Raw genomic sequence first — 25956 nt, 5'->3', positions numbered from 1 at the left:
CAAGCTGCCGCAAAACAGCAGCTTGGTCACGTATTACTCACCCGACGATCTGCGCGATAGCTTCGCAGTGCCGTGAGATGATGTACCGTGTTGCAAAAGTGAGCTTGCGCTCTAGCGCGTCTTCAAGGCGCAGCCAGATTGGATTTACTCCCTCGCGCTCGTCAACGATAATCGACAGATGACTGGGCAATTTGGCGGTGAAAATATGCCAGCGATGAACATCAGCTCCGCGCCGGCATTCGTCGCCGTAAATAGCCTCACTCACCACGTGCCTGAAAGCCGAATTCGGAAGCAGAACGCCCGCTTCTTCTCCGAGTTCCCGGCGTGCCGTCGTCATTTCGAGCTCTCCGGTGTCGACGTGACCCGCCGGAACTGTTAGCCCGAACGGATGGCGTGTCCGCTCGAAAAACAGAAACTCCCCCTGATTGTTGCTGAGGAAAATCCCTGCTGTCTCGTGCCAGTATTCACCGGTTTCATCGCACCACCATCGAACACCGGGATCAATGATGAGTGCTCGGGTATGCCGTCGGCCACACGCCTTGCATTCATACGCAAGACGCTTCTCGCGCAAGCCACTGCGAGGGCTTTCTTGCCCGCAATAAAGGCAGTAGCTGTGCACTCGGCCGTCGCTAGGCGGTGTAAATGTCAGTTTCAACCTTAGACCTTTCTTCATCCGCTTGAGTCATCTCTTCTGTCAAGGTACAGTAGAATGATATCAGTGAAGTGCATGGCTTCGTAAGTAAGGCTTTTTGACTCAAAAATAATTGAACAATGCTCAGCTGGATCCAATACCATATATTGCTTGAACTGACGCGACATGCGACGCGCCGGTATAGTGAACTTCGTCCTAAGGGTGTTGAAGGCAATCTTTTTATGTATCATCTGAAAGGCCTTATAAAAGACGACTTGATTGAGAAGTACGAGAAACACTATCGGTTAAGCACCAAAGGGTTGCAGTTTGCAGGAACACTCAGTCTTGAAACGGGTAAGACGCGCCAACAACCTAAGATTCTCACGGCGATCGTTTGTAAGAATGATAATGATGAGTATCTCTTTTCACGGTGGCACCGGCAGCCCAACGTAGGCTTGGTCAGTTTCCCGCATGGCATGCTTCATTTTGGTGAGAAACTTGACGAGATGGCTGCCCGGGAGTTGGCGGAAAAAGCTGGCCTAATCGCAAGACTTACGTATCGGGGCGGAGTCTATGTTCGTGGATTTCGCGGGAATATCCTTGATCGCCATATGCTCGTCCATCTTTTTGAAGCGGCCGAAGCCAGACCAGGGCGCGAAGCCGAGTTGCGCCCTGAAGTTGGTGAGGCATTCTGGGCGCAACTTGAAACTATAGCGCCCGGAGATTTTGTGCCCGGATTTTACGAGATTGCCCATCTTGTGCACAATTGCCCAAGCGGCACAATCTTTGACGATATCACCGTTACGATTCCCGATGCATAAATCTCACCGCGTTCATCACGACGCATATTCCGCTTTGTTCGGTTTCGAGCTGGCCTACGGCACGGCAACGGGTTGTTGCATGAATGACTGTATTTCAGCTTGCGATAATGTCGTATTAAAAACACGCACATCATCAACTTGAGCATTGCCAGAATCTGGTACCACGAGAAAATAGGCAGTACCTGTGTACGCTGCGCCGGGCTGTGCCACCGTTGCAACAGATACCCCATCTTTATAAAGAATTATGTTTGTTCCATTGTAGGTAAGAGCAAGATGAGCCCAAGTATTGAGGGTGAGTGCCGAGCCATTAAGCGCGACGAGAGATCCTCCTGCGCGCACATTCCCTTGTAAAACATTTCCCGTTCCGAAATCGTTGCGTTGTGCCCAGATTGCCAGCCAGGTACTCCCTGCCGCATTGGTTGCATCCCAAAATCCAAAGAGTGGTCTGGACGTACCAGAGGTTAGATCAAGTGGCCGTGCCCATCCCATGATTGTCATGTTGCTGTCAACAATGTCTTTTTGGCGAAAAGCGCCACCGGCGCCACCACCACCTCCATTTTGAATAGCCGTCCCGCTTGCGTATCCCGTGGCCCATGTCATACCGGGGCTGACCGTGAGATCGGAGCCCTTCGTAGAGCTATCGACGGCTACGAGGCCGGTACCCTCATCGAATCCCCAAGCTCCAATTAAACCCGGGTATTGATCGCGGTGTCGAACCTCCGTAAAGCGAAGTGATGCGAGCGCACCCATTTTTTAGTAGCCTTTGGCGCCAAGCGCTCCATACCAGGTCGTGCCACCGTCAACAGTAAAGAGAGAGACAATGTCCATCTTTGTTGCTGCGGTCGATAGTACAGGTGCTCCAGCGATACCCCACTTTACAGACGCAGGCCAAGTGATAGTTCGTGAACCTGTGCCGTCCTGAAATACAAGTAGTGTCATTGCGCGCATGGCTCCGGCTGCCGGGTTTGCTAGAGTAAGCGTACAGTTGCCTGTCAGCGTCAGTTTTTGAACGTTACCGTTAGTAAGGTCTGCTGTTGCTGCGGTTCCCGAGTTACCAATATCGTAGTATGTTTCGCCACCACCATTCGTAGGAGTTACCGCAGGACCACCGCCAGATACGGTTACCCATGTCGAGTCACCTCTTAAGAATGTCGTAGAGTCTGCCGTACCCGAGCCTAGCTGGCCTGTAGGTACATGTGTCGATGCATTCAGTCCCGCATATCCACTTGCCGCACCTTTGTTTACCGTTTGTTCAGCACCAGTAATGCGTGAGTCATTACCAAGGGCTACCGTCGTCCCCGTTGTGCCCGTAGGAATTTGTGCGATAGGTACCTTTGTGGAGCCATCAAGAGAGGCATATCCACCGGCAGTACCTTTATTAGCGGTTTTCTCGGTAGCCGCAAGATCTGTAGTGAGGTTTGTGACTTTACTTTCAGAAATGGCGCTTACATCAGCATCACCGATATTGAGTGCGGCGAGTTTACTCTTAGCGATAGCGGCACTCGCTGAAATATCAGCATCAACGATGGTTCCGTCGGCAATTTTAGCAGATGTGACAGCGTTATCGGCAATCTTGCCATTGGTAATTGCATTATTGCTAATTATAGGGGCGGCGGCAGCCGTACCGACTCCCCCTAAGTCCCCTGCCAGCTGAACCAGTCCCTTGGTACTAGTGGTAGCATCGGGTGTACCGGCCGTAGAGGTCCATTTGAAGCCACCCGAAGAGGCACTGTCTTTGGTGAGAACCTGTCCATCACTGCCAGCCCCTGAATCAAGTTTGGCGTTGGTTACACTGCCATCTTGGAGCTTGCTGCCGGATACAGAGTTATCTTGAATCGTAGAAGAACTGACTGCGCCAGCTTTAAGCCCTCCTCCGCTATCGTGGGCGACCGCTAAGAAATCGTTAAGAACGGTGCCCCATGTGCCATCATCTGAGCCTGGTGTTGGTAAACGTGCCATTTCCTGTTTCTAACCTTTTCTATCCTTATTTTACTACACTATCACAACATTTTGCTTATGGCTATTAAATAAATCATTTTTTAATTATCTCCTACGACAATATCATCGATAAATACCGTGTCACCCAATGAGCCCGTTCCGAGGAAGCTAATAAAGACCGTCGAAACGTTGTTTGGTGCAGCCATATCTACACTCGCTTGCTGCCAGGTTGAATTAAGGCCACTTAGTGTAAGATCTGCCGGTGTTGGGTTAATGACGTTCCCGTCACTGTCTCGCCAGGTAAGCTGGAGGCGTACTGCCGAAGTCGTTCCAGCGGTCTTCTTTGCCCAGAAGCTGACGTGTTTAGACCCTGGAGTTACACGGAATCCTGGATAATTGGCAAGTTGCACTCCCCAGCTTCCTCCACCAGTGGTATCTATCTTCATACTGTGGGTTCCACTATGTGCTTCTAGTGTTGATTGGGCGATATTTGTTGTAAACCAAGATTGCCACTGTCCGATTGAGCCTTCAAGAGTAGCCGTGTTAGTATCGAGCGCATTGGCGACTGGAGTCTGACCACTGATGGTACTGCCAGTATCCTGATTAAACGGTGCTAACTGCCAAATATTCCAGTTGATTGTTTCACCGCTACCCTTAGCGAATCGCCAGTCTCCTATATAGGTGTTATTAGAGAACTTGTTTCCGTTGTTAAACATGACATCGTTTTGGATGTTTCCAATGTTGTACGCTGCCGGAGCCCACGGTATATTATTTGCACCTGTTGCAAAGAGCGCCTGAACGCCGCAAAAAGTGCCGGCACATGGAACATTCGCAGCCGTAAAGCGGAACTCATTGTTGAATACCTTAACGTTTTGAGAATGCCAGCGACAATTAAATGTATATGGAGCAGATGAAATGCTTGTGTAGCAAGGGTGATTTAAGCCGATAGGATTAGGATATGTGAAGTCATATGTTGGGGGTGTGGTCGGATTTTTAGGGATGATCGTTGGGCTGACAAAAGGTGTACAGTACGATTTGCTCGTGTTACCGTTGGAATCACAGAAACGGTTTGAGTTTTCAAAGACAGATACGCCAGAGAAGTTGTCTTCAAGTAAATTGTTTTTGATTTGAAGATTGGTACTTCCGCTGGTGGTTGATTGCAGTCGACTATCGCCGCCAGACTCTGAAATGTAAATTGCGGGTGCTGGTGAACCTGTATTGCGGTTGCCTCCTACCCAGGCGTTCCGTTTAAGGGTATTGCGGCTTATCGTGGCATTGTAGCTGATTTCGTACCAGATTCCTTCGCCCGAATTATGCTCGATCCAGTTACTGTCAAACAAGAAGTCGATGTCGTTCGTATCTGCCCAGAGCCCTGTACTAAGGTTATCGTGAACGTAATTGTTAGTGACCGTAGCACCTTTTACATCCCAGAACTTACCCCCACCCGTACAGCCACATCCTGGCGAAAGAACCTCCCAGTTATCCTGGTTATTTCCGCTGATTTCGTTGTGGTCAAGGACGATATCCTTAATAGCAGAATCACCTTCAATTTGGTCTTTGAACATGCTAAACCCGTACTGGCCGTTATCTTTTAGACAGTTATAGCGAACGGTATTATTGCTGCCAAGGAATACTGCTGCGCCATCATTGTGGTGAGCGTAAAGATACTCCATGGTCCAATTGTCGGCCGCGTTGTGATTAATAACTCCCTCGTCTTGGTTATCTGTACCTCTACCGAAGTTCTTAACTTCGAGATAAGCTATACGTACGTTGGTGGCATTACCGGTAAAGGCATACTGGTTGTTATTGTTGCCATTAAGAACCGCGGTAGGCGCACCAATATAAGTACTATTATTTCCGACGACTATCTGAGAGAATTGCCCTGTTCCAAGCGTATGCTCACCGGGCGCAAACCAGAAAATTTTATTATCTTGAGTGAAATTGAAGCCGGTGTTGTCGCCTGCGGGAACGATAATAGTATTACTGCCTGCGGGTGCGCTTGAGGGGCCGCCATTCCAGCCATTGTTACTACAAATCTCTAGTTGTGGAGGAAGAGAACCATACCAACCTCCGGCCGTACGGTAATTTTCCTCAGAGTCGGTTGGTGTAGGCGTACCACCATCGTTGTTGTTTGAAGTGCCGCTAGAACCGCTAGAGCCTCCCGACTTTGCCGTAGTCACACGAGATGCCCTTGCGGTTGGGATCGAAGTACTTTCTTCAACAGTGGTTTGGGACTCGTCGTTTGCTGGAGTTACCGTATCTGAATCATCGATGGTGAAGGTAAACACTTTGCTCTTGGCACTGCCGCCAGAGGTGTCGTAGGCAATAGCTTGGAGCGTGTGTTCGCCCTTTTTTAACTTGGCGAGGCTTATCGTGACTTTGTAAGGAGGCTCTATGCTCCGAGCCACTACTTCTCCGTCAAGCAGATACTCAACCCTTGCGATAGTGGCCGTGCCCTCAATATCTACGGATATATCAAGTGACTTACTTGTTTTGGCTAGCTCAAGACTTGAGTTTGGAATATTGAGCTTAACGGTTGAGATAGCAGATTGCTGCGACGGTGAAGTATTTTGAGAACGTGATGAAAAGAAAGCCCATGCTCCTGCGCCAACGAAAATAACAAGCGCAATAGCTATAATAATTGCTTTTTTTGGTTTCATTTGTCTATCCCCCGTTAAGCTCACGCTTATTGCTTTCTAGTTTCGCATAGATAAAAAATGATGTCAATAAAACGCATGACCTAGCCATACCCGAAAAAATAAGGGTATGGCTAGGTCCGTTGTCTGACTAGATTCTTGTCCTTGTCCAGGTGAGGTTTTCGAAGATTACTTCATCAGGTGCGCAGCCGAGAAGCCCGCCGAGGGTAGTCCGTAGCCATGTGACGGCGTATCCCTTTGCCTGCTCGTCGTTTTCGGCGGTAAATTCAGGGCACGAAACAATCGTCCCCTCTTCCTCGTCATTGACTAGACGAAGCTGCACCTCACCATCCCAGCGATTTTCGTTCAGCTCAATCCGATTCACGATGTAGGCAATGCTGTGAGTGAAGTCCGCCTGACTCGCGACACGAACTTTGGGCTCCATCGTGAACTCAACTTCGTACATCAGGATTCCTCTCCGTTGACAACTCACTAATTTTATCACATGACACACAGCACCTACTTAAGGGTGAAATGGTTTGCTGAAATTAATTTAAAATGGTATGGTTTAGGGGTACAGTTTGGACCGATCAACGGAGGAAATTGTGGTAATCCGCTTGGGTTTCCTGGGTACTGGTAACCATGCCTGGCGCTCACACGCCATTCCTGCTCTCCAGACCGGTGAGTTTTCGCTGGCCGGGCTGTTCGATCCTTCGGAAAGGAGTATCGCGACGTTCAGGCAGAAGGTGGGTCAGAACGTTCCGGGCTACGGCCGAGAGGAAGACCTCCTTCGCGACCCGGACATCGACGCGATCGTGATTGCGTCGATCGACGAGGCGCATCCGGCTCAGCTTGCTCGAGTCGTTCGTGCGCGTAAGCCTGTTTTCTGCGAGAAGCCGCTGGCCACCACGCAGGATGGGCTGGTGGTCGTGGAGCGTGCGCTCGTGGAGGCTGAAACCAACAAGGTGCTGGTGACGACGTGCCATCCGCGCAACGAGCTCGAAAACGCGCCCTACGGATGGGCGTGTGCCAATCTCGGCAACCTCCAGCGCAAGTATGGCGCACTGGAGCACGTGGGGCTCGACTTCACGTATCACGCCACGGAAAACCCCTGGAAGAAGGAGGGGCGTAGCCTTCTCCTCGATCACTGGGGTCACGAGATCGGCTACCTGATGAAGCTGCTCGGATGGCAGCCGTTCACGGCGATCCGGCTGGCCAACAGTCCCGACCGCTACGCGGTGGCCGGTACGCTGCACGATGGAGTGACCTTCTTCTGCTCGGGCAGCCGCAAGCTGGAGACGAATCACTTCCCCGAGACGATCACTCTTCGTTTCGAGGGTGGTACCGAAACTGTCTTCACGCTTTCCGGCCGAACGACGTTCTACGATCACGAAACGTTGGAGTTGGGCCGAGGCATGGCCTCGCCGCTCAACTACGACGACGTATTCCTCGGTGTCATGAAGCGGTTCGCTCGAGAGATCAAGGCGCGTAAGAGCACCTTCAGTTTCTCGCAGCTCAGGGTGCTCTCCGGCTCGGGTGTCAGGCTCGCGACCGGGCCGGCTGTGCTGCACAACTTCACCGTGTAGTGCCTGTACCAAGGGTAGACCCTTACGAAGCTCTTAAACTGGGCGCGTAAGGGTCTACCCTGTTTTCATAAAAGTAATTTTAGATTAGTCGAAATATGTACCTCGGAGGCCCCGTCCTTAGGGAGGCCTCCGAGGTACATTTGTTACAGAGAGTGGATGTTGGAATTCGTTGGTGAGATCAGACCATCGCCGCGAAGCGAGCTGAGTGCTGCATGAGCATCCTGCCTCGACAGACGCTTTCCTCCTCTCACGTCGTTGACTGCCGTGAGGAGCGCATCAAATCCCTGGTATGATGCACCCTTCTTACAGGCGTCTAAGATGGCCTGCTTCCCTTCCTCGATGGTCATGAACGACTTGGGTGTATCACGGCGGAACCCGTGGCTAAAACCCGACACTTCTTCACTCCTTACAACAAATGCGCCCGGTTGAGGGCGTCTTTTTAGTATACCAATTAAGATAACCCGTGGCGCAAGAAAACACCATCTCTTGCGCCACGGGCCACTCTTTACTGTCGCTGATTTACGTGGAGGCTCGCTCCAAATCCGTAACTGAAAAGATCACGAAGAAGCTTCGTGTTAGCTTGCCTCCAGTCGTCGTTTACCGAGATGTTAAAAACGTTGGGGTAATCGGGTTCACGCAGCACGCTTTCAATGCCAGTAACTCCATTCAGCACTTGTTGGATACGGGCAAGCGAGGCGTCGCTGTGTGTTCCCAGGATTTGCAACCCCAGCACGTAGTTGGTGACGTTAAAGGAGCTGGAAAGCAGAGTCCCGAGTGCACTGAATGGTGCCTGGGGATTTGTGATTTCATGAAGCGCATCCAAGAGCACGAAGCGTCCGTCGATCGAATCGTAGGGCGCCGATGCAACAGTGACTTCGTTGCCGTTTCCCCTGACGCTGATGTGCTCTGTCCCCATTTTTTCCTGAAGCTTCGTCTTGAGAAGCTCCTTTTGACGGCTGGTGAAGTAGCCGTTCTCCAGTGTTTGGACGACATACACGAGCGAAGGTAAGCCCTGGGGCGGGTTGCGCGGATAAATCTGTCTGACGACAGGGAGGTAGTCCCGGCGTTCGGTACGCACTTTCATCCTTCCGGTAGGATATGTAAAGAGTGACTTCACTACTGTAGCGAGAGAATTGGGCTATGACAAGTTAAAAAAAGACCACACTTGGTGGTTGCGGAGTGCTACGGCAACCTTGGCTCATTGCTTTCGCAGAGAGCCAAGGTTACCCCACGCACGTCAGTTGGGATCGGCGGGCAGCGAGGTACAGTCGACGCCTCCGTACGAGTCATCGATGCCTGAAACGCTAACAGGCGGAGTGTCGTCCGCGAGCCCGGGCAGCACTTCGGGTGCTTTGGTGTATAGTCCCAGGATGAGTGATTCCTTGCCCTTGAAGGCCAGAACGAACTTCTGCGCGCTATTCTCGGGAGAAGTAGTGTCGAGATCCTGGCAGAATCCGACACTTCCTCTGACGAGCGGGTATGTGTGAAGATCGATGCTCACGAAGCAGATTACTCCCTTCTTCGTGGCTGTGACGCCCGCGATACTCGCTGCGCAGGTCTGCGGGTCGATGATCACTTGCGCCGGTAGTGTCTCCCTGAGAGTCATGTACCCTTCGGGAGAGGCGCCAGTGCTCACCTGCTGGGCCTGAATAGCCCGCGGCACAGGTGATGGGCCGAACGCCTGAACGACGTAGTATGCCGTTGCCGCGGTAAGCGCAAGAACGGCCAGCCCTCCGGCAAGTTTGAGCCAGTACTGGCGAAGAAACAAAAGTATGGTTCGCAACAGCGATTCCCTTCAATTGTGACGTGCGGTTGCTTGTCCGCACGGCGAACGAAGCTTAAGTTAATTATATCACAAATATGACTAAGTATCAAATCTATGCTACTTGAGAGGGTGCTGTTGCGAGTTTTTCAATAACGCCCAAGAGCTTCTTTGGGGTAATCTCTGCCTTTATAAGATATGCGTCAACATTATGTTGCATAGCCTGACGTGACTCATCGTCTTGCTCAAAGTTGGTCATAACGATTACCTTTGTTTTAGGAATAAGATCGCCTTTTTCGCCTCGCAAAGCGGCCAAAATTTCGCCACCACGTCGTTCGGGGAGCATGATATCAAGCAGAATAAGATCATATGTTTTATTACGGGCAGCTACCAGGCCATCGTTGCCGTCAACCATCCAATCAACGTCGTAACCGGCTTTTTTAAGGCTACGGACATACATCTCTCCGATAAAACGGTCGTCTTCAATGCATAATATTGTCTTTATAGCCATTTTTATCCCCTGTACATCGCGTGGTTTTTTATCCACCCGCTTTCGCTATGTTCAATCAATCCCTCGTTGCTGTTGTTATTGGCGGTGAGTTTATCTGCAACGGTACTGTATATCGGTATAGTAAATTCAAATACCGACCCCTCGCCTTCGGTGCTTCGTACCTCTATTTTACCACCATGTGATTCAACGATCGCTTTACATATATATAGGCCGATGCCTGTACCCGCGACCGTTTCGCGGGAACGATGCGAGCGGTAAAATTTGTGAAACAAATTACTAATGACGCTTCCGGGCATGCCGATACCGTGGTCTTCTACAGATACTTTCACAAAGTCGCCGTCCACCACGGCGGTCACATTTACCGCTCCCCCTTCATTGCTGTACTTGACAGCATTGTCGATAAGATTAGAAATAACTTCGCTAATACTTGCTTTATCGGCAGCGATCGTGGGGAGATCTTTGGGAAAGTGCACGGCCAAAAGTCTGTTTTGCGACGATGCGCGAAGATTCATGTCGTCGCTGATCGTGTCATAAATATCGGATAGGTTATTTTCGCGCAAGTGCACTTTAAGGTGGCGCCGGTCGTAGCGCGAAGCATTAAGAATATTATTAACATAACTGCTAAGACGATTGGCCGAAACGACAAGCCTTTTGAAAAGTTCTCCCTGCTCAGCGTCAATCTTATCAGTGAGCTCATCTTCAAGCACGTCAAGGTAGCCCCGAATAACAGTAATTGGCCCGCGCAATTCGTGGGCTGCAAAAGCAATAAAATCAAGGCTATCATCTTCGGGCTGATAGTCAGCTGTGCGATCAAAAAGCGTAATGACAACTTCTGCTGAACTTCCTTTATCATATGAAGCGACAAGATCATAGATTTTGCGGTCTTCTTCCCCAATGATTTGGCTAGGAACTCGTTCCCATGTTTGCTCGGCATGAACGGCATGCTCTTCACAATCCTTCAGCCATTCGGTAAGGCTGGGCGAATCGTCGAATATAAGATCAATCTTTTTTGTATTTTCGTGATCAGTATGGACGGGCGCATTCTTATTGGCATACAGAATGTCGCCAGATGCTTTCATGATAATAAATCCGGCGGCGGTATTCTCGAATGCTGTAGCAATTTCTGAGACCGATTGCTCTTTTGAAGCCGTTTCAGCTTGGCTTTCTTTCTGTTCGGTTTCGGTCTTTTTGTCGGCGGCCAGCTCGTAAATAAGCTGAAGCAATGGTTTAAAACCGTCTCGCTCAAAGTGGCTTGCGTTTGGATTTGGTGGTGTAATGGTGCTGGGCTCGCCCGAGATATGCGTGAGTGCGCTCGTAAGGTCCTTCAAAGGCGTGAGCAGCTGATTAACAAGAAGAATATTAACGCCGATTGATGTAAAAATAACGGCAAGTAGCATGATCCAAAAAGGAACCGTCGGTTGCGTAGCGCCGGTTGCCAGAAGTGCGCATCCAATAGCGAGTGTTGCGGCAATTTGCATCAAAATGGTGATAGCAATAGCCTGCCTGCGGTAGCGAGGCCAGTAGTTTTTTACCAGCTGTGGAGGGGTTTGCTTTACTGCCATGAAACGCTCCCCGTTCCATTTGGCACGGCGGTAATCCAGGTTTGTCCGCGCACCAAGGGTACCTCTTTACCGTTTTCATCTTTGAAGGTGATTTGGCTTTCACGTGACGGCTTTGACCACGTCACTTCTTGCATTGTGCCATTTTGGAAGAGGTTAGCCTGACCGGTGCTATTGGCATTGATATCTTCGCGGTAGCCATCTTCAAATACTTTGTGCATATTTACCTTCATAGCAATGACGACACTTGGATGAATCTGTCCCTCTTCGCGGTCCATATGCTGCTTTCCACCAACAGAGCGATAGTACGAGTTTGTTCCAGGGTCATAGCCATATGCTGTGTTGTAAAGTGCGCCACTGAAGTTGATAGTCACGACGCTCGCTGTAGGCTTGGCTGCTGGTTTACCGTCTGCCCTTGGAAAGCCTGTGAAAGTGGAGCTAGTGTAGCCTTTGGCGGCGTTAAGCGCATCGAGTTTGGCAAAGCTGGTATAGACGTTGTGCGGAGCATATCGGTCGGTCGCGCGCCAGTAACTGCCGCCATTGAAAAACTGATCGATATCCCGGTATTTTCCGTTTCGTATTTCAGCAAGTGCGGCTGCGCTGCCTCCTACGTGGGCAACGCTTGCATTGTACGGTGCCAGCCAATCTACATAGTACATGCGAAGACTGCGGACGGGGCCGATGACTTGAGGCTTATCTTCTTGGTGAAGTGTTAGGAACCGCGTGATACCACCTTCCGCAATCGCTTCGTAGACGACTCCCGCTTGTTTAAGGCCCGATTGTGGCCGGGCATCGGGGCTGTTTTCGATCATGATCGCCGTTACAGCCTGCTTTGTGCTGGCCTCATCCGGCACTTTTACACCGGTAAGTGGCGAGTAAAATACAGGTGCGGGTGGAGCTGGCTTGGGCTTGGCTTGAAGGTGAAGCGACTCTAACGCCGGACTATTTTGCGATAAAAGCGCATACGCCGTCACCCCGGCTGCCGCAATAAGAATGATGCCAAGAAAGACGATGGTCCGCGTACGGTGGGTACTCACCCAATTCCTAAGCCGCCTAAAAAATGTTGGTTTTGCGAATCCATCGTTCATGCTTAAGGTTATTATAGCAGATGAATATTTTAAGTGGAGCGCGGAATAGATGGCCAACGCACGGTTAGAATGATCGAATCTTCAAGAGCTCTGCCTCTATGATCGCAACTCTTCCCCCACATGACATAGTCTCCTTGTTTGGAGAGGATTGATGATTGCTCCCGAAATATAACCTCGTATTTGCCAGAAATAAGAATTGCAACAGTAGTTCGGGCTTCTTTTGTCACCCAATCGGGCCGCTCTTCACCGGCTTTGTGGATACTCCATTTTAATTCAACATCAAAAGTGTGCCTTAGGCCGAAACTTTCAGGGATACTGCCTCCTATAAACCACCCTTTCAGGCCATTTGCCGCGTTGCCGGTTTGAATTTCTGGAGGCTCCATGGGCTATTGGAAAACTTCGAGTGATGTATTAAGCCTTTGAAGAACAGTATCTTTACCGAGGACGAAAAGTGTGTCGTTGAGTGCGGGGCTAAACGGTGCCCACGACACCGCCAGGCGGATAAGACCGAAGAGAATACCAGGCTTTTGGCCGGTTACTTCTAGCAGCTGATTGAGTGTATCCTGGATCGAATCTGCGCTTTCAAAACCCGCAGCTTCATACGCGGTTTTGGCTTGAATAAGGAGTGACGATATTTCAGATTTGTCGAGTTTTTTGAGTTGCTTGTTCGTTTCGATAAGCGAAAGATCAACGCCAGGTTCTTCAAAGAAGTAGCGTGTGAGGAGGGGCAAGTCGGTCAGTGTTTTAAGTCGGTCTTGAACAAGCCCTAGTACTTGGAGGCGTTTTTCATCAGTTGCTTTTTGCGCACTTTCTGGCCAGAACTGTTTGGCTCGCTTTGAAAGATCGTCGAGTGAGATCCGACGAATCCACTGGCCGTTGAGCCAAAGGAGGCGCTGTTCGTCAAAGCGGGCTCCGCTGCGCTGTACACGGTCGAGTGTGAACTTCTCTATCAATTCTTCAACAGAAAATACTTCCTGCTCTGTGCCGTCATTCCAGCCGAGACTCGCGATGAAATTAAGCAGTGCTTCAGGAAGGATGCCATCTCGGATGTAATCGAGCACATCCTTGGCGCCATCGCGCTTGCCCAGCTTTTTACCGCCGGTAGCTGCTAAGATATGCGGCATAGTGGCAAAAATCGGTGGTATCAGCCCAAGAGCCTCGTAGATATTGAGGTAATTCGGCTGACTGGCAATAAACTCTTGTCCGCGAATGATGTGACTTACTTTCATCTCGGCATCGTCAACGATATGCGCGAAGTTGTAGGTTGGATACCCATCCGACTTAATGAGAATGATATCATCGATAACTTCGGGACCCGTAGAAAGATCACCCATAACTTCATCGTGCCACGAATAGTTTTTTGGGTCCGATTTAAAACGGAGCGGTGTCGTACCATCCCACGTTGGTGGGTTTTCTGGCCGGTGATGACGATATAAAAAGGCACGCTTCTCACTCTTAGCTTGCTCGCGGAAAGCTTGGAGCTCCTCGGGTGTGTATGGGTCGGCATAGGCACGGCCGCTGTCGATGAGTTTTTGTGCCCACGCTTTATAAATATCAAGCCGCTCACTTTGTTTGTAGGGGCCGTAGGGGCCACCAATACCAATACCTTCGTCGTATTGGATACCAAGAACCTTCAGGCATTCAAGGAGATGATCGGCACTCCCCTCTACCTCTCGTTTTTTATCCGTATCCTCAAGGCGCAAAATAAAAGTGCCATCGAAGTGTCGGGCAACAAGCCAGGCAAAAAGTCCGGTGCGGATATTACCAACATGGAGAAAGCCAGTGGGGCTTGGAGCGAATCGAGTGCGAACGGTATTCATAGGGGTTATTGTACCACAGGCACGGGATGTCTGGATATTGGCACAGGGTAAGTTTTATGGTAAAAAGAACAATTATGAGAAGTTTTGAAAATCGCCTTGCACTCGGCGAGGTACTGGATGACGTTCACAGAGAGACCGTCGCTAAAACGTTAGGCGGCCTGGGAATCCGCTTGACGGAGAGTGCCACATGGGATGATATTGAAGCTGTGCTTCGCAAAGAAAGGCCCGCATTACTCAGTGACACCTATGTGAGCGATATAGAATATTTTAACGATAATCCGTATCGTTTTGGCGGGGACACTTCTATTGGCGAGTTGTTTGGCGAAGAGTATGTGCTGACAAAAAGCGGGCGTGTGCCGTCTTTCGATACAATAAGTGACCCCGGGGAGCTTGGAAATGATAAATATCGCCGTCGGATTGAACTATTCACAGAGACGCACGACACATGTCCAGATTTTACAAGTATCTATTTTATTCCAGATACACCTCCTCTTGCGGTTCATGTCAGGGCGCTGATTGAAATTCATGCAGGATATTGGGAGCGAGGAGAAACAATGCCGGAGGCGCAGATTATCGAACAAGTGCAAAAGCTGTATGGTTCAAGGGGGGTTGAGTATATTAGCGAAGAAATGGCGGCAAGGATTATGCACGCCCTACGCATGGATAGAAAGCGCCTTTTTAACAGCAAACTATTCTATAATGGAATCGAAGAAGTTACATACTAACTGCTATGCGACGAATTTGGTCGCTTGAAAGTGGTGCATCGCCAGAGATTGTGTAGAGAATGCCACCATTTACCCAGGCCGCATTGCCGTCAAAAGTATAAATAGTCAGACCACGCTCATTGTAGGTGATATAGTTATCGCCTGCTTTTTCTTTAACGTAGTTATCAAGGACGGCGCTTGAATCCCAACCGCTTTTTTGTTCTGAAACAGTATAGCTCTGCGGGCCGGCGTTGGCGGCAAACTTCATATTCACTTGGCCATCGCTGTAGCCAATAGGACCTTTAAGGCTGTAGCCGTCGGGGCGATACTCTGGATAGCTTGCGTTGATACCAGCCTGTGCAGCAGCGACGCGCACCGATAAATTCGGCATATTAAGATACGTAAAATATCCGCCAAGCAGAAGCAATGCAAAGGCTGCCGATGTAATACTTGCAAAGCGCGAAAACTTACGCGATTTCTTCGTTTTTACTTGCTTATCGGTTTTGCTTGGAGCTTTTTCAAGCGCATTTTTGATAACTTCTTCCTTGATGACATGCGATGGTTTAGGGGCGGAAGCTGTTACTTGCTTTTTGCTAGCCAGTGCTTGATTTGCCTTTGCGACATGGGGGTGAGTCGTTGCGGCGATATCAGACATGACGCGGGGCTTGACAGCGCTGGGGTGGCTGGCGAATTTAGTGATTTGCGGGCTTTTTTGAGTTTGATTTGCTTCACGTGCCTGAGCCTGAGCTGCGACTATTTTTTTGACTACTCGGCGATTGAGCGTGTGGGACTTTTGGGCTGTTTGGTGCATAGACTGCGAATGATGAAGTGGTGAACGCTTTGGCGATGCCTTTTCAGGTGCAGGAGCAGTATCTGGTGCGGGAGTATCAACCGGCATGCCAGTGTGTGTATCGTAAATCCTACCGTTAATAGTGATTGTTTTTTGACTCATACTATCCCCTATTTCGCCCTTGTTTGTCTGCCTGGTGTTTAATCTTTAAGACCGATATCTTTTATAGTAGGTAACGTGAGCAAAATATGCAAGCGGTTTTGCTATAATAAAAAGCAATGTACAAACAACCTTCTAAACGAAAGCAATTGATTCAGCGTGTCATTATTTATACGATCATGTCGCTTGCTGTCGTTGGACTTGTGGTGGCGTTGCTTTTTGTGGTCCAAGGCTACCAGTTTAATCGTACCGATGGCCAGATTGAGCAGGGCGGGCTTGTCCAGTTTGATTCTGTGCCTGGCGGGGCGAATGTCACGATCGATGGAGTTGGCCTTGGCTCTCCTACGGCAACCAAGAGCACTCTCAATGCCGGTAGCCACCTTTTTACTATGAATAAAAATGGGTATAAACAGTGGCAAAAAACGGTCAACCTTGCCCCGGGTGCGGTGTTGTGGCTCAACTATGCGCGACTTATTCCAAGCGAGCTAAAGAAAGAGAACGTCGCGAGTTTCAGCACGGTGACTTCAAGTGTTGCTTCCCCGAACGAAAAACTTATTGCAGCCAAAGAAGATCCGAGTGTGCCGGCGTTCTATCTCATTGATATCTCGGGTGCGGAGACAAAACAAAAAGAGCTGGTGTTTCCTCAAGGCTCATTTACCCCCCCTGTGGCTGGTAAATCCCAACAGTTTATCTTAGATGGCTGGGATCCATCAAGCAGGTTCGTGCTTATTCGCCACGTGGTGAATGACACAATCGAATGGCTCGTGGCAGATACCCAGGACATTTCGCACACTAAAAACATCACTGCGTTATTGAATATCTCTATATCCAAAGTTGTGTTCAGCAATGCCGATAGCAATATAGTGTATGCTCAGACCGATACGGATGTCCGAAAAGTGGATATCAATGGTGCTACCATGAGCCGTCCGTTGGTGAGTAACGTAGCGGAGTTCAGCCTTTTTGACCGCTCGACCATCCTTTATACGACACACCTCGATCAATCAGGAGCGCGCACGGTAGGATACTATGAAGATGGTGCTGAGAAACCTCGCACAATTAAATCTTTCACGGATAACGGCCAAATACCTCTTCATATTGCATTCGGTAAGTACTTTAACGAGCCGTATCTTGCAATCGCCCATGGAGATAGCGTTGAGATACTGCGGGGTAGTCTGCCTGATGACGAAAAAGACACCGCAAAGCTGACTCGTGAAACAACGGTTACAATTCCGGGCGGTGCGCAGTATCTTGATATCCGAACGAGCGGCCGATTCGTTATTGCTCAGCAAAATGCGGATGTTTATGTATACGACAACGAGCTAAAGCAGCTGAGTAAAACGATGCTAAAAGGCGAAGGCCCGGTATCATCAAATGTGGCTTGGCTGGATAATTATATGCTTTGGAGCAACCGCGATGGACTCCTCCGTTTTTACGAATTTGATGGTGCCAATCAGAGCGACATTATGCCTGTGGCTAATTTATCGATGGTGACATTGAGTAGTGACGATACGTATGTATATGCCTTTACCGCGGGCGAATCAGGCAACGTTCAGCTGACTCGCGCACGCCTCGTACTGCCGTAATAGTCAGTTCTAATTCTGCCCGAATATCCGTTGAATGAATGTGGGTGAGTTGCCTGGCATATCAACGGCACTATTACCGCCTGATGAATCAGGAGCTTTAGCCGCCGATTTAGGGTCGGGGCTTACCTGCTCGGCTGTGACAAGGAGGCGATTAAGCGCCGTACCAAGAGGTGTACAGGTAATCAATGTCAGGATAGGTTTATCGGTTGCGTAGACCAACTTACTCACTTCAGTGGGTTTAACCACTTCTTTTTTTGTGATGGTATACGTGTAGCGCTTGCCTTGATAGTTGACATAAACTGTGTCACCCTGCGCTAGCTGTTCGAGCCGGGCAAAGATAAATTTATAGTCACCTCTGTCGACAACGTCATTACTAGAGTGGCCCGAAAGAACGGTATTGCCCACTTGTCCCGGCTTGCTGTTCGCGCCTGGAATGCCAAACCATGCCACACCACCTTCCATGGCTTTGAGCTGCGACGCTTGATCGGGAGTAGTATCGAAGACTACCGGCACATCAACGTTAATCTTAGGAATGATAAGTTTAGGGTCGGCGCTAACAGGGACTTCCGTTACCGGGTCTACGATGATATTTGCTGGGTTAATATTGCCCGGACTTACGTACGCCTCAACGTTGGCGAATAATACCCGGTTGTATTGTAAAAAGAGAAAGACAAGCATGACACAGGCTGCGGCGGCGATAGGAATAAAATGCCTGCTTCCTCGAACTTTTTTTGCGCCAGTTTGAAGTTTATTGACCAATGTGCTGCGGAGCTCGTACATCGCCTCGTCCTTAGAAATAGTTTGAGGTTTTTGGTCTGCGTCGGGTGATGACTGCGGAGCTTGGGCTGCGATCGCTTGTTTGGCTTCGTGGATTTGCCCAAGGTAGTAGCGTTCATAATATTTCTGATAATAATCCTGCCATGCGCTATGGTATTGCTTCCACTGGTCGGCCTGTACCTGATGGACGGGAGTATGGGTACGCTCATAAGGATTTTGATCGGTGGCTTGCTCGCCCTGTGAGGGATGAGGTTGAGTATCGGGGGCAATTTGTTGAGCGGGGGGAGAAGATTGTGCTTCTTGGGATTGCCCAGGCTGCTCATAGATAGAATTAATCTGACCGCGTACGATATTGGCGGCTGCTTCGGTGGTACGAGCGCGCGGGTCGGCGCCAGATGGTTTTAGCAGTTGTCGCTGCGGTACCAACGGCGTGCCCAATCGCCCATTGTTTTGATCATCTGGTCTCATCTATAGATTCCTACTGACATCTATTGTACAATACATTGGTAGCAACTACCATGACACGTGCCGCGATGGTGGAATTGGTAGACACGCTAGACTCAAAATCTGGTGAGCATTAGCTCGTGCCGGTTCAAGTCCGGCTCGCGGTACCAAGAAGAGGAGCAAACTCTAAATAGTTTGTTCTTTTTTGTTGGTTTTCCCCTTGTTTTGGTGCTATCATAAATCTAGTATGAAGCCTATGCTTACCAAGCACCAAGCGACCGGAGGGTTTGCATTGCCGACGGTTATTATTGCATCGGTTATTCTTTTAACGATTTTGGTAACTTCGGTAACGGCAGTTGGCTCAGTCACCTCTTCGCTTGCTAACCAATACTACAATCAGCTCGCCCGCGAGGCGGCAGAATCGGGTTTGGCGACCGCCCGTGCCTGCCTTCGGTATTTTAACTACTCCCCCACTTGGACAGACGCGACACCCCTTAAGCCTAATACAGGCTGTTATGGTGAGGACGCTAGCCCCATTAGTGCTTATATAGTAAATGCCAATAACATCCGATCAACGTTTAGCGTGCCCGCCCCTACGGTTGGCGTGTCCAGCTCTTTAAGGATCATTTCGACAGGAACAGTACAGCTTACTCGTGCATCTGATCCAAACCAGGTATGGCGAACGTACACGTATGTCGCAGCCGAAAATTCTCGTTATAATGATGCCCCGCAAATTGCTGGTGGCGCGGGCTGGAAGGGGGCTGGGCATAATGGCTATATGCTTGCAGCCAACGGAACCCTTTATGGCTGGGGAGACAATGGGAGTTATCAACTTGGTAATCCTACAACATTAGGCACGACAGTAACCATACCAGTTAAAATTGACCTTCCTGTCGGAGTGAGCAAGGTAAAAAAAGTGTATAATTCCGGTCAAGGAGCAAGTATTTTGTGTATTCTTGCTACAAATACAAGCACCGGTGACCAAGCATATTGTCGGGGTACGGAGTTGACTGGAGGAACCGACTGGGTTCGGTTTGGCCTTCCGGCAGGCCTCACGGCAATGGATATGAGAGTAAATGGCTATGGCCAGAATAGCGCGTGCGTAAAAGCGTCCGACCTTCAGGCATACTGCGCAGGTTTGAATGACAGTGGCGGGCTTGGCTCTGGTACAACAAGCAATTCGTACGTACCTTTCACTTCACCGGTGAAATTTAGGCTCGATCTTGCGAGCCCCGGACCGGTATCAGGTTCGGCATCTTCATTAACCGTGAAGTCGATATTTAATCAGGACCGCACCACCTGTGTTATCGCATCAGATGATCAAGCCTACTGCGCGGGAGATAATAATTACGGCCAGCTTGGTCAGGCAAACTTTACAACCAATGTTTGGATCGGTAAGTCGATTCCTGGGCGAGCCCAGATACCAGGTAATCCTCCGGTGACGGACATTGTTTTGTCGTATCATGGGGCTCAAGAGGCAGTTTTCTTTAACGTTAATAATCCACCTTCGGCAACTGTTTATATGAGTGGGCAAAACGGCTACGGTACGGCAAACGATGGTGCGTTTTCGGGTTCTTGTGCGGTTAGTAGCAGCGTCAATTGTTACTCAACTCCGCGAAGTATTACGAGCGGCGCGTTCGGGCGAACACTTAGCCTTGGAGAACAGGGTGGCGACCAACATGCAGTTTGCGTAATTGCTAAAGATCGCTTACCGCCAGATAGTGGTGTGTGGTGTATGGGAAGCAATTCGTTCGGCGAACTTGGCACGGGTAGTTGTACGCGAATACCAAGTTGGTCTGGCATGCTTAACTTTAGCGGCGAGACAGCTCTTTATAGTATGAATAGCGAGGCTACATATCAGATGAATTCAGCCATGTACATCACGACGGCTGGAAATGTCTATGCCATGGGAGACAATACTTACGGAAAATTAGGCACAGGTGCCCCACTACAAGCATGTAATCCAAGTCCAGCCAAAGTGCAACTTCCAGCTGGCGTAAAGGCAACCGCGCTCGCAAATGGTGACGAGTATACAGCCTTTATTTTGGGCGATAATGGAAAACTGTATGCTATGGGTCGTAACAATAACGGTCAGCTTGGAGATGGTACGACAACCGATAGGAGCACTCCTGTAGAGGTGAAGATTCCTCGCCAGGAAACTATTTACTAACCAGACTGGCAGAAACGCTCTTGACTAGCTGACCAGGATTCCATAACCAATAACAGGCTGCTTTTGTAGCAGTCTGACCCCGCCAAATAGCCATAGGATTTTGCCATAAAGTAGAGACTACTTCTCCCTTTGCGGCCACGAGGAGGTAATCTTTATGAAGTACTGCGATTCCTACCGGGTAAGTAATGGTAAATTTGTGAAGAGCCTCTACGAGGCTATTCAGTTGCATACTGAAAGTCAATATCTTTGGATAGTAAACGCTTTGAAAGAGTTTTTGTAGTTGTGCAAACGATACTACCAAAAGCGTATCCGGACGCTCGACGAGGAGCGTGGCACCATTTTTTATTAGATCAATCGCATCTCTTGTGAGTGTGAGTTGCCCACTATAATCTTGGATGAAGTTTTCGTAAAGCACTGCCGTTTCACTATTCCTGCCCGCATCACCGACAAGCAGAATATGGTGGGCCCATGCGCCAAGCGCTTGCATGTCTCCAAAGGCTTCCTTAGAAAGGCTACCTGATGGATTACTTGGAGCAAAAGTAGTGTCCGTAATTGAAGTTGGGATCGTTTTGCGCAGAGCATCAGGAAGAAGTGTCCGTACTTGCCCTACTCCGCTTTGAAGTGCAGTGCTGTAGCTTTCCGCAACACCGGCGAAGCCAAGCTTATTTCCGCCGATAATGCCAAGACGCCCCGCCTGAGAGCGTTGCTCTGGTTTGCTCCATTCTACATCAGGAAACAGAGGTTTATCGGGTACTTGCACTCGCCAATACGTATGTTCCATCTTTAGGCTCCAGTTCGTAAATCATGTTTTTTCGTTCTATAACAATCTTCCAGCCGTGTTTTTGGGCAGCACTGAAAAGGTCGTCATTTGGGTTGAAAGCGATTGGATTTTCTACCAGCTCAAGCATTGCGATGTCGCTTCTTGAATCACCGACTGCCACGCTTTCTTTCCAGTCTAACCCATGGTTTTTAACGATGTCTTTTAGCACGTCTCCTTTTTGTAAAACGAGCAGTTTGTTGCCGGGAATTGTTCCTGTGTAAATATCGTTTTCAGAGTCATGAACTTGGCCTATAGCGATGTCGAAGTGCCAAAGCTGAGCGAATTTTTGTACGATTTCATCTTGTGATCCGGAGATGGCAACGAGCGTATAACCTTCATCTTTCAGACGCTTTGTGAGATCTCGTGTGTACATATAGACATGGGTTCCGCTTCGTGCGATCACCGCTTCGGCAGCTTCTTCTATGCTCGCTACGGGTAGATTCTTTACATACGGAAAGAAGGCTTCGATGATAGCGACTTCGTAATCATGAAACGAGTGTGCATGCAGCCGGCTGCGCCATTGTGCCATCTTTGCATCGATATTTTCCTTTGCGCTTTTAGGGATGTAACCGTTGTTGATTAGTTCAAAAACGATCTCGCTAAAAAGCTGCCAGCGAAAAATAGTTCCGTCGATATCAAAAACGGCGAACTTTTTCATCTAGAGCCCCTTCTTTTTGTAGTCCATTTTATGTTTGAACCATGCGTCACTGTGTTCTTTGCCTAACTTGCCCTTAAACGCTTCTGCTGGGTACTTTGCGGCAGCTTTTTCGAGCTTTTTCTTAATATGGTCGGCAATATCAATATCGTTTTGCTGAGCGATTTGGAAAGCATAAATAAGAACATCGGCAAGCTCTTCGGCTATCGCATCCCTGCCCCCTACGGGTTCTTCCCCCCATTGGTAATGCTCAAGCAGCTCATTAGCTTCGAGTGCGAGTGAAATAGCAAGGCCGCGACTTTTGTTGCGGTGCCAATCTCGTGCCTCAAGATGCTTCCAGATAATCTGATTGAGTGTTTCGAGGCTTATTTCTTGTTGGGCTGGTGCTTTTGACATGATCCTATCCTTTCTTTGGGCTTGAGGGGATAATTCCCGGCAGTGTTTCAACAACATGGATATCGTGTGTGAGCATCCGGTCATTTTCGTCAAATGTATACTCTCCGCTTACCTTATCACCGGCAAGTACTTGCGGGAGCCAGTATTCGTCATCTTGCCACATGGCATCATAAGGGATGTCCTGTATTTTGAACCATTCCGGCGCCATCTCGTCGGTTTCGATAGGCTCACCTTCCCATTTATCACAAAGGTAGGCATGAACATACATTCGCCATGGCATGTTGCCTTCCTTTTGCATGAAGTCGTGCTCGGCAACTTTCCAGTAATGGAGCGGTGTCACGCCGATTTCTTCCTGGCATTCACGCTCAAGTGCCTGTTCGATAGTTTCTCCAGGTTCAATCTTGCCTCCGACGCCGTTGTATCTATTTGATCCAAAACCACGCTTTTTCATGGCGAGTAATATTTCATCGTCGCGGCGCAAAAACAATAACGTGCATACTTTTTCGGTCATATAAGTTCCTTAGCTTTTTTTAGCATCGCCTTTGCTAGTTCTCTCCCTCCGGCATTGGCTTTATTATATAGGACCGCGTCAAGCGTGTCGCTAATCGTTTTCTCGGCTGATTCAGGATTGTTCTCTATCCATACAATCGGTAGGCTGGTTTCTAAAAGCCATTCGAGCGATTGGATAGCCTCTCGCATTCGCCTTTTCTGGTCTTCGTTATTTGTAGGAAAGCGCTTTTTAAGCCAAATCTCCCATACTTCAGGGTGGCATACCAATCCAATCCGGTGGTTTTTTTCAAATGGAAGCGAACTCATTGGTTCCACGACTCCAGAAAGCGTGGCGAGCATATTGTAAGTGTATGGATAGTCCTGCGGTTCACTCCCGTAAAACCGATGACTTGTGGGATGAATAGCATATTGAACGACCTCACCTGCGTCGATTTTGTGAATGAGACTTTGAATATGCGGTTTATCATGTGGCAGATAGCGAAACATAGTAGGATCATCGTCTTCGCGCGGCTCTCTTGTGGTAAATGATGTTACTAATCCAAAATCCGAGCGCGCCCCGGCAACTTTTTTCATGATGAATGTTTTACCTGTTGCTACGGGGCCTACGAACATAATGAGATGCTTCTTACGAAGCGAGTTACCGACATGTTCGTTCGGTTGATACGTGCCGGCACGTGCTGCTATTTCATCGAGCGACGGAAGGTTCATTATGCTTTAGTGTCGAGTTCAATACTAATAGGACAGTGGTCGCTTCCCATAACATCAGCATGAATGGCGGCACTTTTGAGCTTTGGTTTTAAGGAATCCGAAATAAGGAAATAATCAATGCGCCATCCGACATTCCTCTCTCGTGCTTTGCCCCAGTTTGACCACCAGCTGTAATGACCATTTCCTTGTACAAATTGCCGGAATGTATCAATAAATCCGGCTTTCTCAAAGTTATCAAAACCTTCTCGTTCTTCGTCGGTAAAGCCCTTTTTACCCCGGTTTTCTTTCGGTCGGGCAAGGTCATCTTCTGTGTGAGCAACATTCAAGTCTCCGCAGAAAATGACGGGCTTCTTTTTCTCGAGCGTCTTACAGTGCTCTAAGAATGCCGGATCCCACTGCTTGTGGCGAAGCGGGATCCGCGAAAGATCGTCCTTGGCATTCGGTGTGTAAACAGTGACGATATAAAAATCCTCAAATTCTGCCGTAATAACCCGCCCCTCTTTTGCTGGGTCTCCATAGCCATCGGCAGTTAGTCCGTGCTTTTCTGCGATACCATTGGCAAAGCCATTTACAACGCTAATGGGCTTTACTTTTGTAAAAATCGCTGTTCCGGAATACCCTTTTCGTTCGGCGGAATTCCAGTATTCTTCATACCCCGAAAGCTCAATTTCGGCCTGACCTTGCTGTGCTTTTGTTTCTTGCAAGCAAAGGATATCGGGCTGATGCTTTTCAATAAATGGGACAAATAGTTCTTTACGCACAACGGCGCGGATGCCGTTAACGTTCCATGAGTAGATCTTCATAGGTCCAGTATAGGGCACTTTTTACTATGGTACCAGCTAGGGGTCTTCTCTAGTCCGGAGATTATTTGTATAAACTCGAGAATGCTGATATAAAAGTCTGTGGAAGAAACCCTGTGAGGAAGTTGAGCCTGCTATGATCCTGATTATCAAGCGGATTGAGAGTGACCAGTTCATTCTTCGTTTCGAAGGTTCGTTTTCGCCCAAATACCACGTACTCCTTGAGCAAATGGGAGAAGAAGGGCATCCGCTCCGTGCACTCTTCAGCGAATTCTTGAAAGCCCGTCGGCCCGATTTTGAGGTGACAACTCGAACGTTTGGGCGCTACAGCTTTTCGGTGCACTTTTCGAAGAGTACTTTTGGCGAAGCAGCCTGGACGATGAAGATGTTCCTCGAACAATTCGTTGCTGAATTATGGCAGCACGATGAATTCAAATCGCCTTGCGGCTCCGACCTCATTGGTCAGGTCAAGCTTGAGGGCTGGCAGCCGTTTGACGACATCATGTTCTGGCTTGGCAGCTTGCGCCCGGATGAACTGCGCAGTGCGCAGGATTACGCTCGGAGGCTCGATACGAACTCCTAGCCTTCTTCACCCCATAGCAGCCAGCTATGGGGTTTCTTATTTCATCATGCGTTTAGCATCGCGCTCTTGGTCGCGGCGTTTCAATGTTTCGCGCTTATCGTACTTCTTTTTGCCCTTACCAAGCGCAATAACGAGCTTGATATATTTACCATTTGTTAAAAGTTTTATCGGGATGATCGACATCCCTTTATGCTTTTGTTCGGCCAGACTTTCGATTTGTTTGCGGCTGGCAAGGAGTTTACGTGCAGTCGTATCGACGCTGCGAGCTCCCGCCTGTCCGGCCTGATTAAGTTTGAGGCTAAAACTGGCATTATTGAGCCAAAGTTCATTGTTTTTTATAGTGACATAAGAGCCTTTCAGCTGAATGTGTCCATCTCGTGCCGCCCGCACCTCAGGACCTACAAGCACGAGCCCGGTAATAATTTCATCTCCCAATTCATAATCAAATCGTGCACGACGATTAACAATTGCAGACGATGAGTTCTTTTTTTTACCTGGCATAACT

General features: G+C 49.0%; 28 protein-coding genes and 1 tRNA gene. 7 read left to right on the top strand and 22 right to left on the bottom strand.

All coding sequences use genetic code 11. The features are described from left to right. Positions 1–37: 37 nt before the first annotated feature. Positions 38–673 (bottom strand): NUDIX domain-containing protein, encoded by a 636-nt coding sequence (locus tag VFH06_04990; GenBank protein HET6747433.1) that lies wholly within the window; start codon positions 671–673, stop codon positions 38–40. A 98-nt stretch (positions 674–771) separates the two neighbouring features. On the opposite strand from VFH06_04990, the gene VFH06_04985 reads away from it, so the two are divergent. Beyond that, complete coding sequence (locus VFH06_04985) at positions 772–1452, top strand: NUDIX domain-containing protein (protein HET6747432.1); 681 nt, start codon at positions 772–774, stop codon at positions 1450–1452. Positions 1453–1506: 54 nt separating this feature from the next. Here VFH06_04985 and VFH06_04980 read toward each other — a convergent pair whose 3' ends face one another. The 4 genes from VFH06_04980 to VFH06_04965 all read right to left on the bottom strand — a co-directional run bounded on the left by VFH06_04980 (position 1507) and on the right by VFH06_04965 (position 6492). Continuing rightward, positions 1507–2202 carry a LamG domain-containing protein gene (locus VFH06_04980; protein HET6747431.1) on the bottom strand — a complete coding sequence of 232 codons (696 nt, stop codon included), beginning with the start codon at positions 2200–2202 and terminating at the stop codon, positions 1507–1509. Positions 2203–2205: 3 nt separating this feature from the next. Next, a complete protein-coding gene (locus VFH06_04975; protein HET6747430.1) occupies positions 2206–3411 on the bottom strand; it encodes a hypothetical protein in 1206 nt (401 codons plus the stop codon). 80 nt (positions 3412–3491) lie between these two features. Beyond that, positions 3492–6050, bottom strand: coding sequence for a right-handed parallel beta-helix repeat-containing protein (locus VFH06_04970; protein ID HET6747429.1), 2559 nt, complete (start codon positions 6048–6050; stop codon positions 3492–3494). Positions 6051–6177: 127 nt separating this feature from the next. After that, positions 6178–6492 (bottom strand): hypothetical protein, encoded by a 315-nt coding sequence (locus tag VFH06_04965; GenBank protein HET6747428.1) that lies wholly within the window; start codon positions 6490–6492, stop codon positions 6178–6180. A 115-nt stretch (positions 6493–6607) separates the two neighbouring features. On the opposite strand from VFH06_04965, the gene VFH06_04960 reads away from it, so the two are divergent. Continuing rightward, entirely contained in the window at positions 6608–7612 is a 1005-nt protein-coding gene (locus VFH06_04960) for a Gfo/Idh/MocA family oxidoreductase (protein ID HET6747427.1), read from the top strand. Between the two features lie 143 nt (positions 7613–7755). On the opposite strand, the gene VFH06_04955 is transcribed toward VFH06_04960, so the two are convergent. From VFH06_04955 to gltX, 8 genes are all read right to left on the bottom strand, one after another. Further along, complete coding sequence (locus VFH06_04955; GenBank protein HET6747426.1) at positions 7756–8007, bottom strand: hypothetical protein; 252 nt, start codon at positions 8005–8007, stop codon at positions 7756–7758. A gap of 110 nt (positions 8008–8117) precedes the next feature. After that, complete coding sequence (locus VFH06_04950) at positions 8118–8696, bottom strand: hypothetical protein (GenBank protein HET6747425.1); 579 nt, start codon at positions 8694–8696, stop codon at positions 8118–8120. A gap of 153 nt (positions 8697–8849) precedes the next feature. Beyond that, a complete protein-coding gene (locus VFH06_04945; GenBank protein HET6747424.1) occupies positions 8850–9395 on the bottom strand; it encodes a hypothetical protein in 546 nt (181 codons plus the stop codon). A 94-nt stretch (positions 9396–9489) separates the two neighbouring features. Further along, positions 9490–9885, bottom strand: a complete 396-nt coding sequence (locus tag VFH06_04940) for a response regulator (protein ID HET6747423.1) — start codon at positions 9883–9885, stop codon at positions 9490–9492. A 2-nt stretch (positions 9886–9887) separates the two neighbouring features. Then, positions 9888–11447 (bottom strand): HAMP domain-containing sensor histidine kinase, encoded by a 1560-nt coding sequence (locus VFH06_04935; protein ID HET6747422.1) that lies wholly within the window; start codon positions 11445–11447, stop codon positions 9888–9890. Continuing rightward, entirely contained in the window at positions 11438–12532 is a 1095-nt protein-coding gene (locus VFH06_04930; GenBank protein ID HET6747421.1) for a DUF3048 domain-containing protein, read from the bottom strand. Before VFH06_04930 ends, VFH06_04935 begins: the two co-directional genes overlap by 10 nt. Positions 12533–12561: 29 nt before the next feature. Continuing rightward, positions 12562–12915: a hypothetical protein gene (locus tag VFH06_04925; protein HET6747420.1), complete on the bottom strand. Its 354-nt coding sequence runs from the start codon at positions 12913–12915 to the stop codon at positions 12562–12564. A gap of 3 nt (positions 12916–12918) precedes the next feature. Continuing rightward, positions 12919–14352, bottom strand: coding sequence for a glutamate--tRNA ligase (gene gltX / locus VFH06_04920; protein HET6747419.1), 1434 nt, complete (start codon positions 14350–14352; stop codon positions 12919–12921). Between the two features lie 74 nt (positions 14353–14426). Here gltX and VFH06_04915 point away from each other — a divergent pair, with 74 nt between their 5' ends. Next, positions 14427–15077 (top strand): hypothetical protein, encoded by a 651-nt coding sequence (locus VFH06_04915; GenBank protein ID HET6747418.1) that lies wholly within the window; start codon positions 14427–14429, stop codon positions 15075–15077. Here VFH06_04915 and VFH06_04910 read toward each other — a convergent pair. Continuing rightward, complete coding sequence (locus VFH06_04910; protein ID HET6747417.1) at positions 15067–16008, bottom strand: hypothetical protein; 942 nt, start codon at positions 16006–16008, stop codon at positions 15067–15069. The genes VFH06_04915 and VFH06_04910 overlap by 11 nt on opposite strands. 116 nt (positions 16009–16124) lie before the next feature. Between VFH06_04910 and VFH06_04905 the strand changes: the two genes are divergently transcribed. Further along, a complete protein-coding gene (locus VFH06_04905) occupies positions 16125–17588 on the top strand; it encodes a PEGA domain-containing protein (protein HET6747416.1) in 1464 nt (487 codons plus the stop codon). 9 nt (positions 17589–17597) lie between these two features. Here VFH06_04905 and VFH06_04900 read toward each other — a convergent pair whose 3' ends face one another. Then, entirely contained in the window at positions 17598–18833 is a 1236-nt protein-coding gene (locus tag VFH06_04900; GenBank protein HET6747415.1) for a sortase, read from the bottom strand. A 59-nt stretch (positions 18834–18892) separates the two neighbouring features. On the opposite strand from VFH06_04900, the gene VFH06_04895 reads away from it, so the two are divergent. Together VFH06_04895 and VFH06_04890 are read left to right on the top strand one after the other, a co-directional pair. Continuing rightward, positions 18893–18979, top strand: a tRNA-Leu gene (locus VFH06_04895). Between the two features lie 77 nt (positions 18980–19056). Next, a complete protein-coding gene (locus VFH06_04890; protein ID HET6747414.1) occupies positions 19057–20979 on the top strand; it encodes a hypothetical protein in 1923 nt (640 codons plus the stop codon). Here the strand turns inward: VFH06_04890 and VFH06_04885 are convergent. From VFH06_04885 to VFH06_04860, 6 genes are read right to left on the bottom strand one after another with little or no spacing between them, the layout of a single operon-like run. Beyond that, complete coding sequence (locus tag VFH06_04885; GenBank protein HET6747413.1) at positions 20969–21760, bottom strand: hypothetical protein; 792 nt, start codon at positions 21758–21760, stop codon at positions 20969–20971. The two genes, VFH06_04890 and VFH06_04885, sit on opposite strands and share 11 nt — an antisense overlap. Further along, on the bottom strand, positions 21723–22457 hold the full coding sequence (locus tag VFH06_04880; GenBank protein ID HET6747412.1) for an HAD family phosphatase: 735 nt from the start codon (positions 22455–22457) through the stop codon (positions 21723–21725). The genes VFH06_04885 and VFH06_04880 overlap by 38 nt, the downstream gene beginning before the upstream one ends. Next, complete coding sequence (locus VFH06_04875) at positions 22458–22850, bottom strand: MazG-like family protein (protein ID HET6747411.1); 393 nt, start codon at positions 22848–22850, stop codon at positions 22458–22460. It abuts the gene before it with no gap. A 4-nt stretch (positions 22851–22854) separates the two neighbouring features. Continuing rightward, complete coding sequence (locus tag VFH06_04870) at positions 22855–23361, bottom strand: 8-oxo-dGTP diphosphatase (GenBank protein ID HET6747410.1); 507 nt, start codon at positions 23359–23361, stop codon at positions 22855–22857. Further along, a complete protein-coding gene (locus VFH06_04865) occupies positions 23358–24068 on the bottom strand; it encodes a hypothetical protein (protein ID HET6747409.1) in 711 nt (236 codons plus the stop codon). The genes VFH06_04870 and VFH06_04865 overlap by 4 nt, the downstream gene beginning before the upstream one ends. After that, a complete protein-coding gene (locus VFH06_04860) occupies positions 24068–24871 on the bottom strand; it encodes an exodeoxyribonuclease III (protein ID HET6747408.1) in 804 nt (267 codons plus the stop codon). The genes VFH06_04865 and VFH06_04860 overlap by 1 nt, the downstream gene beginning before the upstream one ends. 133 nt (positions 24872–25004) lie before the next feature. On the opposite strand from VFH06_04860, the gene VFH06_04855 reads away from it, so the two are divergent. Further along, a complete protein-coding gene (locus VFH06_04855; GenBank protein HET6747407.1) occupies positions 25005–25451 on the top strand; it encodes a hypothetical protein in 447 nt (148 codons plus the stop codon). Positions 25452–25487: 36 nt separating this feature from the next. Here VFH06_04855 and smpB read toward each other — a convergent pair whose 3' ends face one another. Then, the gene (gene smpB, locus VFH06_04850) at positions 25488–25952 is read right to left on the bottom strand and encodes an SsrA-binding protein SmpB (GenBank protein HET6747406.1); all 465 of its coding nucleotides are present in this window, start codon (positions 25950–25952) and stop codon (positions 25488–25490) included. Positions 25953–25956: the final 4 nt, after the last annotated feature.

It is taken from the genome of Candidatus Saccharimonadales bacterium (assembly GCA_035697325.1).
Classification (GTDB): Bacteria; Patescibacteriota; Saccharimonadia; order Saccharimonadales; family Saccharimonadaceae; genus JALRBM01.
Note: the sequence above shows the minus strand (reverse complement) of the source record. Positions and strands in the feature narration are given on the sequence as shown.

Coding starts and splice junctions, on each gene's coding strand:
- VFH06_04910 (HET6747417.1), bottom strand. CDS start 16,008: ATGAGTCAAAAAACAATCACTATTAACGGTAGGATTTACGATACACAC.
- VFH06_04940 (HET6747423.1), bottom strand. CDS start 9,885: ATGGCTATAAAGACAATATTATGCATTGAAGACGACCGTTTTATCGGA.
- gltX (HET6747419.1), bottom strand. CDS start 14,352: ATGAATACCGTTCGCACTCGATTCGCTCCAAGCCCCACTGGCTTTCTC.
- VFH06_04930 (HET6747421.1), bottom strand. CDS start 12,532: ATGAACGATGGATTCGCAAAACCAACATTTTTTAGGCGGCTTAGGAAT.
- VFH06_04990 (HET6747433.1), bottom strand. CDS start 673: ATGAAGAAAGGTCTAAGGTTGAAACTGACATTTACACCGCCTAGCGAC.
- VFH06_04865 (HET6747409.1), bottom strand. CDS start 24,068: ATGAACCTTCCGTCGCTCGATGAAATAGCAGCACGTGCCGGCACGTAT.
- smpB (HET6747406.1), bottom strand. CDS start 25,952: ATGCCAGGTAAAAAAAAGAACTCATCGTCTGCAATTGTTAATCGTCGT.
- VFH06_04985 (HET6747432.1), top strand. CDS start 772: ATGCTCAGCTGGATCCAATACCATATATTGCTTGAACTGACGCGACAT.
- VFH06_04860 (HET6747408.1), bottom strand. CDS start 24,871: ATGAAGATCTACTCATGGAACGTTAACGGCATCCGCGCCGTTGTGCGT.
- VFH06_04885 (HET6747413.1), bottom strand. CDS start 21,760: ATGGAACATACGTATTGGCGAGTGCAAGTACCCGATAAACCTCTGTTT.
- VFH06_04880 (HET6747412.1), bottom strand. CDS start 22,457: ATGAAAAAGTTCGCCGTTTTTGATATCGACGGAACTATTTTTCGCTGG.
- VFH06_04970 (HET6747429.1), bottom strand. CDS start 6,050: ATGAAACCAAAAAAAGCAATTATTATAGCTATTGCGCTTGTTATTTTC.
- VFH06_04870 (HET6747410.1), bottom strand. CDS start 23,361: ATGACCGAAAAAGTATGCACGTTATTGTTTTTGCGCCGCGACGATGAA.
- VFH06_04980 (HET6747431.1), bottom strand. CDS start 2,202: ATGGGTGCGCTCGCATCACTTCGCTTTACGGAGGTTCGACACCGCGAT.
- VFH06_04900 (HET6747415.1), bottom strand. CDS start 18,833: ATGAGACCAGATGATCAAAACAATGGGCGATTGGGCACGCCGTTGGTA.
- VFH06_04905 (HET6747416.1), top strand. CDS start 16,125: ATGTACAAACAACCTTCTAAACGAAAGCAATTGATTCAGCGTGTCATT.
- VFH06_04875 (HET6747411.1), bottom strand. CDS start 22,850: ATGTCAAAAGCACCAGCCCAACAAGAAATAAGCCTCGAAACACTCAAT.
- VFH06_04925 (HET6747420.1), bottom strand. CDS start 12,915: ATGGAGCCTCCAGAAATTCAAACCGGCAACGCGGCAAATGGCCTGAAA.
- VFH06_04965 (HET6747428.1), bottom strand. CDS start 6,492: ATGTACGAAGTTGAGTTCACGATGGAGCCCAAAGTTCGTGTCGCGAGT.
- VFH06_04915 (HET6747418.1), top strand. CDS start 14,427: ATGAGAAGTTTTGAAAATCGCCTTGCACTCGGCGAGGTACTGGATGAC.
- VFH06_04855 (HET6747407.1), top strand. CDS start 25,005: ATGATCCTGATTATCAAGCGGATTGAGAGTGACCAGTTCATTCTTCGT.
- VFH06_04950 (HET6747425.1), bottom strand. CDS start 8,696: ATGAAAGTGCGTACCGAACGCCGGGACTACCTCCCTGTCGTCAGACAG.
- VFH06_04935 (HET6747422.1), bottom strand. CDS start 11,447: ATGGCAGTAAAGCAAACCCCTCCACAGCTGGTAAAAAACTACTGGCCT.
- VFH06_04975 (HET6747430.1), bottom strand. CDS start 3,411: ATGGCACGTTTACCAACACCAGGCTCAGATGATGGCACATGGGGCACC.
- VFH06_04890 (HET6747414.1), top strand. CDS start 19,057: ATGAAGCCTATGCTTACCAAGCACCAAGCGACCGGAGGGTTTGCATTG.